This is a genomic window from Wolbachia endosymbiont of Cantharis cryptica, assembly GCF_964277405.1.
GTDB lineage: Bacteria > Pseudomonadota > Alphaproteobacteria > Rickettsiales > Anaplasmataceae > Wolbachia.
Map to the genome: position 1 here is coordinate 1,301,133 of NZ_OZ195521.1, position 15,076 is coordinate 1,316,208.

Annotated in this window: 12 protein-coding genes; 6 read left to right on the forward strand and 6 right to left on the reverse strand. The window is 34.6% G+C overall.

The window, feature by feature from the left end; translation table 11 throughout:
* Positions 1-25: 25 nt before the first annotated feature.
* Positions 26-1,006, forward strand: a complete 981-nt coding sequence (gene mraY, locus ACICP6_RS06435; protein ID WP_395463053.1) for a phospho-N-acetylmuramoyl-pentapeptide-transferase — start codon at positions 26-28, stop codon at positions 1,004-1,006.
* Between the two features lie 6 nt (positions 1,007-1,012).
* Positions 1,013-1,624, forward strand: a complete 612-nt coding sequence (locus ACICP6_RS06440) for a ribonuclease HII (RefSeq protein WP_395463054.1) — start codon at positions 1,013-1,015, stop codon at positions 1,622-1,624.
* Between the two features lie 6 nt (positions 1,625-1,630).
* On the opposite strand, the gene ACICP6_RS06445 is transcribed toward ACICP6_RS06440, so the two are convergent.
* Genes ACICP6_RS06445 through ACICP6_RS06460 form a run of 4 tightly spaced genes read right to left on the reverse strand, consistent with a single transcriptional unit; the run spans position 1,631 to position 4,781 of the window.
* Positions 1,631-2,299 (reverse strand): conjugal transfer protein TraJ, encoded by a 669-nt coding sequence (locus ACICP6_RS06445; protein ID WP_395463055.1) that lies wholly within the window; start codon positions 2,297-2,299, stop codon positions 1,631-1,633.
* A gap of 49 nt (positions 2,300-2,348) precedes the next feature.
* The gene (locus tag ACICP6_RS06450) at positions 2,349-3,143 is read right to left on the reverse strand and encodes a hypothetical protein (RefSeq protein ID WP_395463056.1); all 795 of its coding nucleotides are present in this window, start codon (positions 3,141-3,143) and stop codon (positions 2,349-2,351) included.
* Positions 3,144-3,201: 58 nt separating this feature from the next.
* Entirely contained in the window at positions 3,202-4,176 is a 975-nt protein-coding gene (locus tag ACICP6_RS06455) for a DNA polymerase III subunit delta' (protein WP_395463057.1), read from the reverse strand.
* A 17-nt stretch (positions 4,177-4,193) separates the two neighbouring features.
* Positions 4,194-4,781 carry an L-threonylcarbamoyladenylate synthase gene (locus ACICP6_RS06460; protein ID WP_395463058.1) on the reverse strand — a complete coding sequence of 196 codons (588 nt, stop codon included), beginning with the start codon at positions 4,779-4,781 and terminating at the stop codon, positions 4,194-4,196.
* A 1,008-nt stretch (positions 4,782-5,789) separates the two neighbouring features.
* Between ACICP6_RS06460 and acnA the strand changes: the two genes are divergently transcribed.
* Together acnA and putA are read left to right on the forward strand one after the other, a co-directional pair.
* Entirely contained in the window at positions 5,790-8,384 is a 2,595-nt protein-coding gene (gene acnA / locus ACICP6_RS06465) for an aconitate hydratase AcnA (protein ID WP_395463059.1), read from the forward strand.
* Between the two features lie 149 nt (positions 8,385-8,533).
* Positions 8,534-11,674: a bifunctional proline dehydrogenase/L-glutamate gamma-semialdehyde dehydrogenase PutA gene (gene putA / locus ACICP6_RS06470; RefSeq protein ID WP_395463060.1), complete on the forward strand. Its 3,141-nt coding sequence runs from the start codon at positions 8,534-8,536 to the stop codon at positions 11,672-11,674.
* 564 nt (positions 11,675-12,238) lie between these two features.
* On the opposite strand, the gene ACICP6_RS06475 is transcribed toward putA, so the two are convergent.
* Positions 12,239-13,111: a hypothetical protein gene (locus ACICP6_RS06475; protein WP_395463061.1), complete on the reverse strand. Its 873-nt coding sequence runs from the start codon at positions 13,109-13,111 to the stop codon at positions 12,239-12,241.
* Positions 13,112-13,230: 119 nt separating this feature from the next.
* Positions 13,231-13,581, reverse strand: coding sequence for a glutaredoxin 3 (gene grxC, locus ACICP6_RS06480; RefSeq protein WP_395463062.1), 351 nt, complete (start codon positions 13,579-13,581; stop codon positions 13,231-13,233).
* A gap of 68 nt (positions 13,582-13,649) precedes the next feature.
* Between grxC and ribF the strand changes: the two genes are divergently transcribed.
* The gene (ribF, locus tag ACICP6_RS06485; RefSeq protein WP_395463063.1) at positions 13,650-14,582 is read left to right on the forward strand and encodes a riboflavin biosynthesis protein RibF; all 933 of its coding nucleotides are present in this window, start codon (positions 13,650-13,652) and stop codon (positions 14,580-14,582) included.
* Positions 14,579-15,055, forward strand: a complete 477-nt coding sequence (lspA, locus tag ACICP6_RS06490) for a signal peptidase II (protein ID WP_395463064.1) — start codon at positions 14,579-14,581, stop codon at positions 15,053-15,055. Before ribF ends, lspA begins: the two co-directional genes overlap by 4 nt.
* Positions 15,056-15,076 lie beyond the last annotated feature (21 nt).

Sequence of the window (15,076 nt, forward strand, 5' to 3'; positions counted from 1 at the left end):
TCAATCAGTTAATTTAAATAGATAGATGAACTTATCTACAAAAATATTTTTCACTTCGTTTATTTTTGGGTTTATTCTTTCTCCTTATTTTATCAAACTTCTAAAAAAAATCAGCAAAGATGGACAACCAATCAGGTCATGTGGACCAGAAAGTCATTTAATTACAAAAAGAAATACTCCTACTATGGGCGGTATAGTAATATTGACTTCTTCTTTATTACCAATTCTACTTTGGATTCAGTTAACACCAGAAATTCTATTGCTGGTATTGATAACTCTATTTTTTGCTCTGATTGGGTTTATTGATGATTATTTAAAACTAAAAGCAAATGACCATCGAGGTTTAAACGCAAAAACCAAAATACTTATCCAATTCATTGTTGCCCTGGTTGGTATGTCTATATTTAAACTGCACTTTGCTGAAGGTTTTACAAAAACGTTTCTATTTAAAGGAATAATGATCAACTTTGGCTACCTATATGTTCCATTTGCTGCATTTGTAATTGTCGGCTCTTCTAACGCTGTGAATCTCACAGACGGCCTAGATGGCCTTGCTGCAACTCAAGTCATTACTTCTTTTGTTTCTTTGGGACTAGTTGCATATATGACTCAAGCAGATATGAGCATTATTTTATTCTGCATTGCATTTATAGGAGCAATTTTAAGTTTCTTGTGGTTTAACACATATCCGGCAAAGATATTTATGGGTGACGTTGGCAGTTTATCAATCGGTGCGGCTTTAGGGTTAACCAGCGTTCTAATTAAAAGGGAAGTGCTTTTCGCTGTTATTGGAATAATTTTTGTAATAGAGGCCCTATCTGTAATTATTCAGGTATTATATTTTAAATATACAAAATCTAGATACGGAAAAGGAGAGAGAGTTTTTCTTATGACACCAATACATCACCACTTTGAAAAGAAGGGATGGTCAGAAAATGAAATAGTTATGAAGTTTTGGATAATTGCTATTATCTGTTCAATCTTAACTGTAGCTTTCTTGTTATAGAAACTTATGGCATACCCAAATTTCACATTAGAAAATAAACTATCAGGAGTGATAGCAGGAGTGGATGAAGTTGGAAGAGGCCCACTAGCTGGTCCAGTAATGTCTGCAGCTATAGTGTTCACTGATAGAAATATAATTATTGAAGGAATTAACGACTCAAAAAAATTGACTGCTAAAAACAGACAAATTCTATATGAAAAAATAATATCTGTTGCAAAGTTTGGTATAGGAATAGCAAGCGTGGAAGAAATAAATTCATACAATATCTTGCAAGCAACAAAACTTTCAATGAAGCGTGCGTTGATAAACTTAGGTCTAGAATTAGATTATGTACTAGTTGATGGTAATCAACCACCCAAAGTAAAATGGCAAGTAAAATCCATAGTAAACGGCGATAGCTTGAGCATATCAATTGCAGCAGCTTCAATTGTTGCAAAAGTTACAAGAGATCAGTTGATGCAAGAGTTGCACAACCAATATCCAGAATATAATTGGCATAAAAACAAAGGATATGGGACAAAAGAGCACATAGACGCCATAAGCCTTTATGGTGTTACAGAACATCATAGGAAAAACTTTGCACCTATTTTAAACTCTGCCAAACGGATACTATTTTAAATGCGATCACCTGTATTTATAACCATTGACAATAAATTTAAATGGTACTATGCCAGTTAGAGTTGCTTTTATATTCGATAAAGTAAAACTGATCTCAACAGTCTGATTTTTCACCTCCTTATTTTGCTCAGTTGTAAAAACTATGGTAGCATTTCCGGCAAATGTAACTAGGTCCTTGATTGATCGGTTAATAGATAATTTTATTACATTTATGTTGGCAAATTTTCTTTTAGATGAAAGCAAATCGCCAGCTCCATTGTTCATTTTTCCCTGAAAATCTTGATAGATTTTATGTATGGAATTGTTTTTTATGAAATTTTTTTGTTCCTCAGGTTCAACAACCTTATTAGATTCATACATTTCAACGTATTTACTTATTAAGTACTTTGCTGTGGAAATGTATTCATCTTCCTTTTTATTGGAACTAAGCTTACGCATTACAGAAAACTCATCTTCTGTGTGATGTACATACTTTACAAAATTTAAATCTTTTTTAACAGGAAACAACAGGTATATATTTAACAGTAATAAACATAAGCACACCAGGAGAAATGATACTATCAATGTCATCCAAGACCTCTCTGCTACACAAAACAGATATCTATGACAGTACCATTCAACTGCTTTGCTGAAATAACTCTTGTTTTTTACTGACTCAAGCAGTTTGTCTTCCATAATATAAAGCCCAATCGGGTTCCTATAATAACAATAAACCCTAAAAACTTCAAAATATATCTAAGTTTTCTAAAATAGGATGAATGATTATATCACCTTGTTCCACAATAAGGTAGAATTTGTCGATTTTGCTCACATCCACATTTATCATTTTTACACTGAAATTTTCAGGATCATAAGTATTACTTTCTGCACTTTTGTGATAATTATAATAATGTAGTTTATTTTGATCATCAAAATAACCAAATTCATCAGTGAGAGCTCCCACCTTCCTGCCTTTATCACCTTTGACTAGCCCAAGTAAATCAATTATATGGTTTTGGGATCCAGGTTCGACAGGCCCTTCTGTAGCGAAAAACTTAGGTGCATGACCAACGTATTCTTTAAATTTCAGACTATGAGCCTTTTTTACACTACCAAAATCCACAAATTTATATTCATCTGAAACACTAGAATATTGTGGATCATACTTTTTATATTCAAAAAACTCATTGCCCAAGATGTTACAAAACGTTAATTTATAATCATCGTTATTTAGTTTGACGACTTTAAGGTAATGAAAATCTCTAGGAATTTTTACCTCTTCTGCTGTAATATGATTACGTATAACTAGCTCACCGTTGGAAATATGGTAGCCAATTTTTGGCAAAGTTGCTATACTGATTGCCTTGTTTAGCTTAAAATTTGCTTCATAAATGCCATTTGACAACTCCTTTCCTTTTTCTAAGGTGACGTCCTGGTCTAAAGCTATATTCTTGATTGAACTTAATTCTTTCTGCATGTTCAGTATGGCTTTTGTTAAAACCTCTATTGATTGCCATACAGTTAATTTATTATCAGTCAAATTATATACTTCAAGTATCAAATTAATAGGATTTTATCATAAATTTATGTTAAAAGTATTATACTTCGTAAACTGATGCTATGATGTTAACTGCATTAGCTAAAACATGCTTTTTATCCAAGTAAAGTTGCCTTGCAGCAACAAAAAGTTCATCTATTCTTTTCCACTGACTCAGCAGAATTTCAACATTATTTACCTCTCTTTTTATGCTTTCTAAAATGAAGGCCTGAATCATATGTGATGCTAGCTCTAGCTCGATTTCGCTATTAATTACTTTATTAATCATGTCAGGATTCTTTAAATTATGAAGGAATTTATAAAAGCATTTGTACGATTCATAAGCATCGCTACTTATTGCATTTATTATCATTCCTGGCATTCCAGGAAATAAAGTATCAAATGTTTGATCGCCAAATTTATATTGAGACGAAACAACTTGTTTAGTTTCATCATAAGTTAATGGCAGTAAATTTAGCTGAAAACATCTACACTGGATAGTGGTTTGTATATCATATGGCTTATGGCTAATTATGAATATTTTAGAGTTTTTTGGTGGTTCCTCTAATATTTTCAGTATTGCGTTTTTAGCGTTGTTTGTCATTGCCTCTAAGCTATCTACTATAGCTATCTTGTATTCTGATTGCATAGGGCTTAAGTACAGAGAGTTTTTCATTTCTCTCACTTTTTCTACTCCTATTGTATCACCTTCAACGATGTGTAAGTCCAATGCTACTTCATCATAAGACTGCTCCCAAAACTCGATTTCTGATGGCAATTTTGTCGTCGAAGTTTGCTTACGCTCCTCAAATACATTCAAGTATTCTGTGGTGCTCATCTGTGCTTCTCCTAAAGATTTCTCACCATAAACAAGTTTCGAAAGAGGTCTAGAGTTTTTCATAAGAAACCAATTGGAGAAGGATTTTGCAAGTGTTGCTTTTCCTATACCTTTTTTACCGCAGATCAGCCAAGATTGAACAGACAAGTTGCTCGTTAATTTTTTTTTGGCTTGATCATGACCTATCACTTTTTTCATTCTTCTTCCTATAGAACTTAGCCCGAAAGCATATTGTTTACTGCTTGCAATGAAACTGCACCCTCCCTTAAAACCTTAATCTTATCTCCGGTTAAGTCAATAATAGTAGATTCTATTCCAGAAACTAATTCGTCATTTTTAATCACTGCAGATAAATGTTGCTTAATGGATTGTGGTATATCGTCTGCCTTGCATACACTTTTTTCTCCTGAAACATTTATACTGGTTGCAACTATCGGAGTTTTCAGCTCATTTAATATTGAAATCGCAATAGGATGATCAGGAACTCTTATGCCTATGCTACCTTTAAAGAATTCATCCGGTAATATGTTGTTATTTTTAAGCGGCAAAATATAAGTAATTGGTCCAGGAGAAAAGTGATTTATTAAACCAATATATTTTTCCTTTAGCTTTGCTATTTTTGTCAAGTTATAAACATCACTAACGAATATAGAGAGTGGTTTATTTTGAGGGCGTTTCTTCACCTGGTATATTTTCTCTATAGCTCTACTATTTAGTGCATTACAAGCAAGAGCATACACTGTTTCTGTTGGAAAACACACTAGCAAGTTGTTCTGTATTGCATTTATTATTTCAGATATCATATAGCTAAAAACTTACACTCACAATAACTATTGTTGTATAAGAAGTTTACGTAACCATTCCGATGTCAACTTCAGTAAGTTTTCCATCAATGGTTTCTCCAAAACCGTGCTGAGTAATGGGCATTTAAGGCACCATTAAGAAGTTCGGTTATAACTGCAGGAACACTTCTTTGCTAAATTATATTAAAAAATTACTAAAAACGTAAATTATCATTAGACCTCTTGCATAACCTAAAAAAAGGCAAAAGGAACCCTAGCCACTTTCTATTTCAGTATTGGCGTTTTTTAAGCCTTAAACGCTGCAATTTAGCTGCTTTTAAGTGCAACTAACCTACGCTGCAAGTGTTTAAGAAGTTTACCAAGCAGAAAAAAAGACAAAGAAAACCCGAGTTAGCTAGTCCTTTACTATCTCTGTCGAGTATTGGCATTTTTTGATGTCTTGTAACGCTTTGTAAGCGCGTTCAGCTTATTTAGGTAAAAACCTAGATGTAGATGAAGTTTTGTAAAGACATACAGTACCTATGTACTGCAAAAAATTGAACATAAGACGCCGATACATTAAGTAATCCTTACCTTTTAATCTGCAGATTGGCGAAAGCAAATACAATAGCTTCACTTCCATGATAAGAGCACTGGCGGAGTTTGTCAAGTAAGTTTTTCCAACGCGCTGCCAAAAGTTTGTTATGCAAGAAGTATAATAATGACCTATTCAAACAGCATTAACACGACTTGCTTTTGGATGTAGAAATTATCTTCTTGAATTCTATATTATTTTTTATAACATTGTCGTAAGTATTTTGGAGTCCAGTTTTTATTACAACCATCTAGTGTACTTATTTAAAATTAAGTTTTCTGGATCCAAGTGTCAGCTACTTGGGTGACATTTGTGATTAATACCATATGCTTACTCTATTGCAACGCGGAAAATTTGTACAGTTATGTGCATGATATCAGGATGACAATGTTTTGGGTAACGAATAGTTTTCATTTAAATAATGGTTATACAGGATGAATAATTCTTTAAATTCAAAAACAATTTTAAACATTGACGAAAAGTCATATAGCTGCTTTAGCCTAAGTAGCGCTGGTAAATTTTTAGGAATAGATGTAACTAAATTGCCATGTTCGCTCAAGGTCTTGCTTGAGAATTTATTGCGTAACGAAGATGGAGTAAACGTAAAGCTGGATGATATAAAAATACTAGCAAGTTGTATCAAGAAACATGTTAATCACGAAATTAGCTACAAGCCAGCAAGGGTATTGATGCAGGATTTCACAGGAGTACCCGCTGTTGTTGATTTAGCTTCAATGCGTAGTTATGTGAAGAAAAATGGAGGCGATCCAAATAGAATAAATCCGTCTGTGCCTGTTGATCTTGTGATCGACCATTCTGTTCAAGTAGATAGCTATGGAAGCACTTCCGCATTTGGTAAGAACGTTGAGTTGGAAGTAAAAAGAAATCTGGAGAGATATCAGTTCCTAAAGTGGGGAGAGTCATCCTTCACAAATTTTAGAGTGGTGCCGCCTGGCACAGGAATTTGCCACCAAGTGAATCTTGAGTATTTAGCGCAAGTTGTATGTAACAAGAATGGAGTTGTGTATCCCGACACCTTAGTTGGTACGGATAGCCATACTACGATGGTTAACGGGTTATCAGTCCTTGGTTGGGGTGTTGGAGGCATAGAAGCTGAATCCGTGATGCTTGGTCAACCGATTAGTATGGTGATTCCAGAGGTAGTAGGATTTAAATTAATTGGAAGACTTCCAGAAGGAGTAACTGCAACTGATTTAGTGCTGACAATTACCAATATCCTGAGAACAAAAGGCGTTGTTGGTAAATTTGTAGAATTTTATGGCAACGGACTGGACTATTTATCTTTGGCAGATAGGGCAACAATAGCAAACATGGCTCCGGAGTATGGTGCAACCTGTGGATTTTTTCCAATTGATCAGAAAACACTAGATTATTTAAGCTTGACCGGAAGGCCAGAGAAGTTGATTAAGTTAGTTGAAGTTTATGCGAAAGAGCAAGGACTGTGGCGTAGTAACAACGAGTTAGCATTTTTTGACACACTAGAACTTGATTTATCGAGTGTGGAATCAGTAATGGCAGGTCCAAAAAGACCGCAGGATAAGGTTTTCTTATCACAAGTGGCAGAGTCTTTTTCTACATCATTTTTAGTTAATGAATCAGGGAAAGGTGATCAACTTCAAGACGGAAGTATAGTAATTGCAGCAATAACAAGCTGCACTAATACCTCCAATCCAAGTGTGATGATTGCTGCAGGTCTTGTTGCACGTAATGCAATCAAACTTGGATTAAAATCAAAGCCTTGGGTTAAAACTTCGCTTGCCCCAGGGTCAAAGGTTGTAATAGAGTACCTTGAAGAATCTGGGTTGCTAGAAGATCTGAATACTTTGGGCTTTAATTTAGTTGGATATGGTTGCACAACTTGCATTGGAAATTCTGGTCCACTGAATAAAGATATAGAAGATGATGTTAAAAATAAAAATCTAACTGTTGCTGCAGTTTTATCTGGTAATCGTAATTTTGAAGGCAGAATCCATCCTTTAGTCAAAGCCAATTACTTAGCATCTCCGCCACTTGTTGTTGCGTATGCACTTGCTGGAACTGTGCAAATTGACTTGACAAAAGACCCAATATGCAAAGATAAGAATGGGAATAACATTTATCTCAAAGATATATGGCCAACGAACAGTGAAATTGAAGACTGTGTTAAAAATGTTGTGACACGTGAAATGTTCATACAAAAGTATAAGGATGTTTTTTCTGGTGATGAACATTGGCAAAAGATAAAGTGTGAAAAAAGTGAAATCTATAATTGGGACACAAACAGCACTTACATACAAAATCCGCCTTATTTTGATAATTTATTGCCCGAAAATAACAAAGATAGTGCAATCAATATAAAGGATGCGCAAATATTAGCAATGTTTGGCGATAGCGTAACTACTGATCACATTTCCCCTGCTGGGAATATTGCCTCGAGTAGTCCTGCTGGTCTATATTTAAAAGGTCTTGGAATTGAACCACAGGATTTCAATTCATATGGATCTCGTCGTGGTAATCACAATGTAATGATGCGTGGCACCTTTGCTAACATTAGAATAAAAAATGAAATGGTAAGCACCGAAGGTGGATATACAAAATATATTCCTTCTCAAGAAACTGTGTCGATTTTTGATGCAGCGATGCGTTACAAGGAAAATAATGTTCCTCTCGTCGTTGTGGCAGGAAAGGAATATGGCACAGGTTCAAGTAGGGATTGGGCAGCAAAGGGCGCTTTATTGCTGGGGATTAAAACTGTAATTGCAGAAAGCTTTGAACGCATACATAGATCAAATTTGGTTGGTATGGGTATTCTTCCACTTGTATTTCAAAATGGAATAACCAGAAAGATGTTTGACGGAAGTGAGGTAATAAGCATAAAAGGTGAAATAACGCCAAACGGAAATTTAGAATGCGTCATCAAAAGGAGTGATAATTCAGAGCAGTCAATTCAACTCAAATGCTGTGTGCAAACTGCAACTGAGATGAAATACTTGATGAGTGGTGGAGTGTTAAGTTACATACTTGCATAATCCTTTTGACTTAGTAAAGTTATTGCGGTAGGTACTAGACTTTTTTAGTCAATTCTGGCCTCTTATATAAATAATGATTTGTTCTATGCAAAGTTATGGTATAATTCTGCCTTATGTATGATAACAGGGTGTTTTGTAGATAATTACGTATGATTAGCTCTATACAAGAACCTAACGAATTGAGAAAACGTTTACAGGGGTTTTATCGTACTGATGAAAAAAGTTATGTACGTTATCTTGTAGAAAAAGCAGAACTTTCAGCTGATTCGAAAAATAGAATTTACAATATTGCAAAACAAGTTGTTGAAAAAATTAAAGGCAATAAATTAGATTTTATAGATTCTTTTATGCGGCAATATTCGCTTTCCAACGACGAAGGAATAGCGCTGATGTGTCTTGCTGAGTCGCTACTTAGAATACCAGACGATTATACAATAGACGAACTAATCAAAGATAAAATTGCCAATCAAGAATGGAGTAAACACTTAGGGCATTCCTCTTCCTTGTTTGTTAATGCTTCTACATGGAGTTTAATGATAGGAAGCAGTATATTAAGGGACAGTAAAGCAGATCCAAAATTCTATTACGCAATTTCTAAATTACTTAAAAATTTAGGAGAGCCAATAATCCGCAAAGCAGTGAAACAAGCAATGTTAATGCTTGGTAAGCACTTTATTGTTGGGGAAACTATAGAAAAATCATTGGAAAGTATGAAATCAGATGACAATAGCAAATATTTATGCTCTTTTGATATGCTTGGCGAAGCTGCTTGCACAGCTGAGAATGCGGAAGAGTATTTTAATTCATATATGCATTCAATAAAAGCTATAGGTGAATCCACTGACATAAATGACTGTTTTAAGTCCCATGGAGTTTCAATCAAGTTGTCTGCGTTGCATCCACGTTATGAATTCAGCCAATTCGGTAATATAGCTGAAGAGCTGAGAACTAAGGTGCTGGAACTTTGCCATGAAGCAAAAAAATATAACATTTCACTATGTATAGATGCAGAAGAATCAGAAAGACTTGAGATGTCATTAGTTTTATTCGAGCAATTGCGTCTTGATGAGTCGCTTTCTCAGTGGGAAGGACTTGGCTTGACTGTGCAAGCATATCAAAAACGTGCTTTGTCTGTTCTTGATTTTGTTGAGGATGTTGCTATTCGGTCAAAACATAAAGTTATGGTGAGACTTGTGAAAGGCGCGTATTGGGACTCAGAAATCAAGCGCACACAAGAATTAGGGTTAAGTGGTTACCCAGTGTTTACTAGAAAAAGCTACACAGATGTATGCTATCTTGCCTGCGCACAGAAACTTTTAAGCAAAGCAAGTCACTTTTACCCATGCTTTGGAACTCATAATGCTTACACTTTTGCTACTGTAATAGAGCTTGCTGATAAAAATCATCCTGGGTTTGAATTTCAACGCTTACACGGAATGAGTAAAGGTTTATATGATTATGCAATGTCAGAACTTGCAACAAGTATCAGCTGCCGTATATATGCACCGGTTGGTAAACATAGTGATTTATTACCATACCTTATTAGACGTCTTCTTGAAAATGGGGCTAATAGTTCGTTTGTCAATCAAGTAAATGATTCTAACGTTAAAATTGAAGAGTTAGTTTCAGATCCATTGGAAAAAGCTAAAAGCTTAGAGTATGAGCCTCATTCAAGCATTCCATTGCCACAAGATATTTTTGGAGAGGAAAGGAAAAACTCTTTGGGAATGGATATTAGTGATTCAATCACAATTTCACAATTTGCAAATGATATAAAAGAATTGAGCGGAAGGAAATGGCAGGTTGGACCAATAATTGATGGAAAGTCACTGTTTGACAGTGCTGAATTTACCGAAGTAGTGAATCCTGCACATTTGGAAAACGTAATTGGAGAAGTGTCAAATACAACAAGCGATCAGGCTTTAAGCGCTCTTGAAATAGCACATAGTGCTTTTACTGAATGGCAGAATGTTTCAGCAGAAGAGCGTGCTAAACACCTTGAAAAAGCTGCAGATTTGCTTGAAGAAAGGATGAAAGAGTTAATTTACATTCTGATCGTGGAGGCAGGAAAAATTTTATCCGATGCAGTAGCAGAAGTAAGAGAGGCGGTCGACTTTTTGCGTTATTATGCAACGATAGCGAAAAATGAACTGAGCGACTGGAAGAAATTGCCAGGCCCAACAGGTGAAGATAACTTCATCTTTTTTGAAGGCAGAGGAGTCTTCTTGTGCATATCACCTTGGAATTTTCCACTTGCTATCTTCATTGGACAGATTTCGGCTGCACTTGCAGCAGGTAATGCAGTGCTGGCAAAACCAGCAGAGCAAACGCCGATTATTGCCTATGAAGCGGTTAAGATACTACACGAAGCTGGTATACCAAAAAATGTACTGAATCTTATTCCAGGGGATGGTTGGTATTTAGGTAAAACATTAGTGCCAAATAACAGAATTTCCGGTGTAGCTTTTACTGGTTCAACACAAACCGCTCAAATAATTAATAGAATGCTTGCTAACAGAGATGGCCCTATTGTGCCATTTATCGCTGAAACTGGCGGATTAAATGCTATGATTGTTGACAGTTCTGCTCTCTTAGAGCAAGTGACTACAGATGTTTTACTTTCCGCATTTCGCAGCGCTGGCCAACGCTGCTCTGCGCTTAGAGTGCTGTTTATTCAAGAAGATATAGCAGAAAAACAGATAAAAATGATATGTGACGCGGCTCAAGAACTAAAGATTGGTGATCCAATACAACTTAGCACTGATATTGGTCCAATAATTGATAAAGCGTCTGTTGATATGCTGACTAAACATACGGAAAAAATGTCAGGGGATAAGGATTCGGGCCTTTTATCTAAGGTGCCTATAGATACAAATTCTCATAATGGTTATTTCTTTCCTCCATATATTTATGAGATACAAAAAATTTCACAATTAAAGCAAGAAGTGTTTGGTCCTATTCTACATATCATACGTTTTAACAAGTCACAATTAAATGAAGTTATAAGTGATATAAACAATACAGGATATGGGCTTACTTTTTCTTTGCAGAGCCGCATACAAAATCAGATCGATTTAATAAGCAAAGGAATATCAGTCGGAAATGTATACATCAATCGCAATCAGATAGGTGCAGCAGTTGGCATACAACCATTTGGTGGTAGAGGATTATCTGGCACTGGACCAAAAGCTGGTGGTCCTCATTATTTACAGCGTTTTTCTACAGAAAAAGTTGTAAGTGTCAACACTACAGCATTTGGCGGTAACACTACGCTTGTGTGTTTAGATTAGACCTCTTGCATAACAAATTTTTGGCAACGTGTTGGAAAAACTTACTTGACAAACTCCGCCAGTCCTTTTATCATGGTACTGAAGTTATTTATTTATCTTCGCAATCTGCAGATTAAAACGACAAGGAAACTTGTATTTGGCGTCTCATGTTTAATTTTTCGCACTATGTGCACCTTATGTCTTTATAAAACTTCTAGGTTCTTACCTACACAAGCTGAAACGCGCTTACAAAGCGTTCAAGACATCAAAAACGTCAAATAGAACAAGGGAGAATTTGAATACTAGCTACTGCGGGTTTTCTTTGCCTTTTTTTTCTGTCTGGTAAATTTCTTAAACATTTAAAGTTGCACTTAAAAGCAGCTAAATTGCAGCGTTTAAGGCTTAAAAAACGCCAATACAGAGAATGATATTAATCGGGGCTTCTTTTGCCTTTTTTTAGGTTATGCAAGAAGTCTAATGTAAATTTTACTGGTGCATGTTAAGTCATAAATTTAAATAAGCACTCAAATTTGAGTGCTTATTTGAAAAAAACAGATATATACAAATATTAGCTCTCACAACACTTTAGTGGAACTTAACAAGTTTATCTATAGTTTTAGTAATGATTTTCGGAGTACCCGGAGAAACCTCTGAATTAAGCCTATTTAATTGCTCTATAGTAAACTCACTGTTCTCATTTGCTATAAAATCACATAAAATATTTTCTATACCCTTAGTAATGCTTTCATACTTTCTCAAAGGATGATTATGCGGATATCTATTGATAGTTTTGATGATGGAATACTCAACAAAAGCTTGATCCTTAAAAGCAAGTTGTCTCAATCTCTCTTTAAGTTTTACTTCTTCCTTTTCTGCTAAAAGGCAAGATTTTATCAGTGATTTTATAATCGAATTTATGGCTTGATGTATTTCAGAATGTACTACAATATTAATAGTATTTTCTTTTACCACACAATCATATATACTTTTCTCGCTCCTTAACAACTCTATGAACTTTCTGCTATTTTGTGAATTCAACTCCAAATTTTCTTCACTCATAGGAGTTATTATAAAGGTGTTTTTATTTACTCTGACGTTGAATTGTGGAGAGCCCTCAAAAAAGGAAAACGCTACATCCTTAGACTCAAGCGCATGATTACATGCAGAAAAGAGTGTGTGTGCTATAACGCTACTGGGCGCCTTCATGCCGTGTTTACTCAAGTGATGTAATACATTTTCAATGTCATGATATGTAAAGCCTGTATCTTTTAGCAATTTAACAATTTCTATGCCGTCGTGTTGTTTATACTCTATTTTCACTTCTTCTGTAAAAAGTGTTTTAGCTGCTATATGCTTATCAAGCACTGTAAAAATTTTGATGAAATTCTCTAAATCTTGTTTATCAACTAGTTCAATATTAATTAAGTTTCTGCTAATAATTGAAATATTTTTTGTCATTTTTTCCCACTAAAAAAACTCACTAAATGAATTGTATTTTTAATTCATTAAGAATTGTTTAAAGTGAGCATACTAGCTTTTCATTCGTGCGTTACATGACAATGAAAGCGAGATAAAAATTATATAAAATCATAATGTAGTACAACGTCTTCTTCATATTCGTCATTGCTACTTGTGTAGGTTGTGACATCAATGTGACTGTCATTATTATTTAGCATATCATCCAACTTTCCTTCTCTTTCAAGATCCATCAATTTGTCACACCCCCCAATGTGCTTATCGTTGATAAAAATCTGTGGAACTGTTCTAACGTTATACTTTGATTTTATGTCGTTAAATAGATCTGAGTTTTTGAGCACATCGATTTCTTCATATTTCACACCTTTTTTATCCAGCAACTCTTTTGCTTTTTTGCAGAATGGACAGTGTTGCTTTACATATATTATAACTTTTCCTTTAGTATTTTTCACAATTTATCTCCGTAGCTTACTAAAATATAGTTATTATATATAAGAAACATGTAAAAACATCAAATTGTATGAAAATTATTTATAATTGTGAGCAAGGGATAGAAAATAATATAGCACTAACCTTCGGAAATTTCGATGGCATTCATTTAGGACATGAATTTGCAATTTCCACTCTAAAGAAGGTAGCACAAGAAAGAGGATTACCCTCTGCAGTTTTAACTTTTGAACCTCACCCATCAACTGTTTTATTTGGTAGAAACAATTTTAGGTTAATAGACCAAGAACAAAAAAAGGAACTAATCAGCAGCTATGGCATAGATTACTTATACATTGTTAATTTTAATGAAGGCTTTGCTCAGGTCAGCTGCGATGACTTCATAAGTAAGATTTTGATAGGTAAATATAGCGCTAAACACATAATTGTTGGAGAAAGTTGTACTTTTGGTCATAAACGATTGGGTAATATATTAACCCTAGGGAAATATTCTGAAATGTATGGATATTCTTTGACTAAATTGGAGCCATTAATAATTGATAATGAAATTTGCTCTTCTTCCTCAATTAGGGCATATATACAAAAAGGCGAAATAGAAATTGCTAATAAATTGCTCGGCAGACCTTATCAAGTTTCTGGTATTGTAACAAAAGGTGCATGTAGAGGTAGAGAAATAGGATTTCCCACTATAAACATTTCTATAGAAGATTGCATGATAAAACCTAAGTTTGGCACATATTACGCTAGAGTAACATTTCCTGATAGTAATCCAAATTGGTTATATGGAGTGGTCAACATTGGTATGAGGCCTACGTTTAGGGATTTAAAAAAGCCCATAGTAGAAATGCACATATTCGACTTTAATGAAGACGTATATGACCGTGAGGTCAATATACAGCTTTTAAAATTTATCAGGCCAGAAAAAAGATTTCATAGTGTTGACGAATTAACAAAACAGATAAATCATGATATACTTGAGGTTTATCAGTTAAAGACAGACTTATGAAAAAACTATGCTTAATTATTATACTAACTATAGTATTGACTGATCAGATGAGCAAGCTGTACATAAATTCGTTGATTGATGAAGGAGAGTCAATTGAGGTTTCAAGCTTTATAAAGCTAGTTGAAGTATGGAATTCAGGCATTAGTTTTGGAATGTTCAGCACTTTACCATATAGCGACCTCTTTTTTTCAGCATTTTCAATACTAATAATTGGTATACTTGCCTATTTGGTATACAAGTCTAATGATAAATTAACTTATCTTGGTTTTTCTCTGATGATTGGCGGAGCAATTGGAAATGTAGTTGATAGGATCTACTGGGGAGCTGTATATGATTTCATATATTTTCATATTAAAGATTGGTACTGGCCAGCTTTTAATTTGGCAGATTTATATATAGCTTGCGGAATGTTCACGTTGCTATATAAATGGTACATATATGATAGGTTTATTTCCAAGCAAAATGAGGAATAAAATCATTGTTTTCGATTCAAT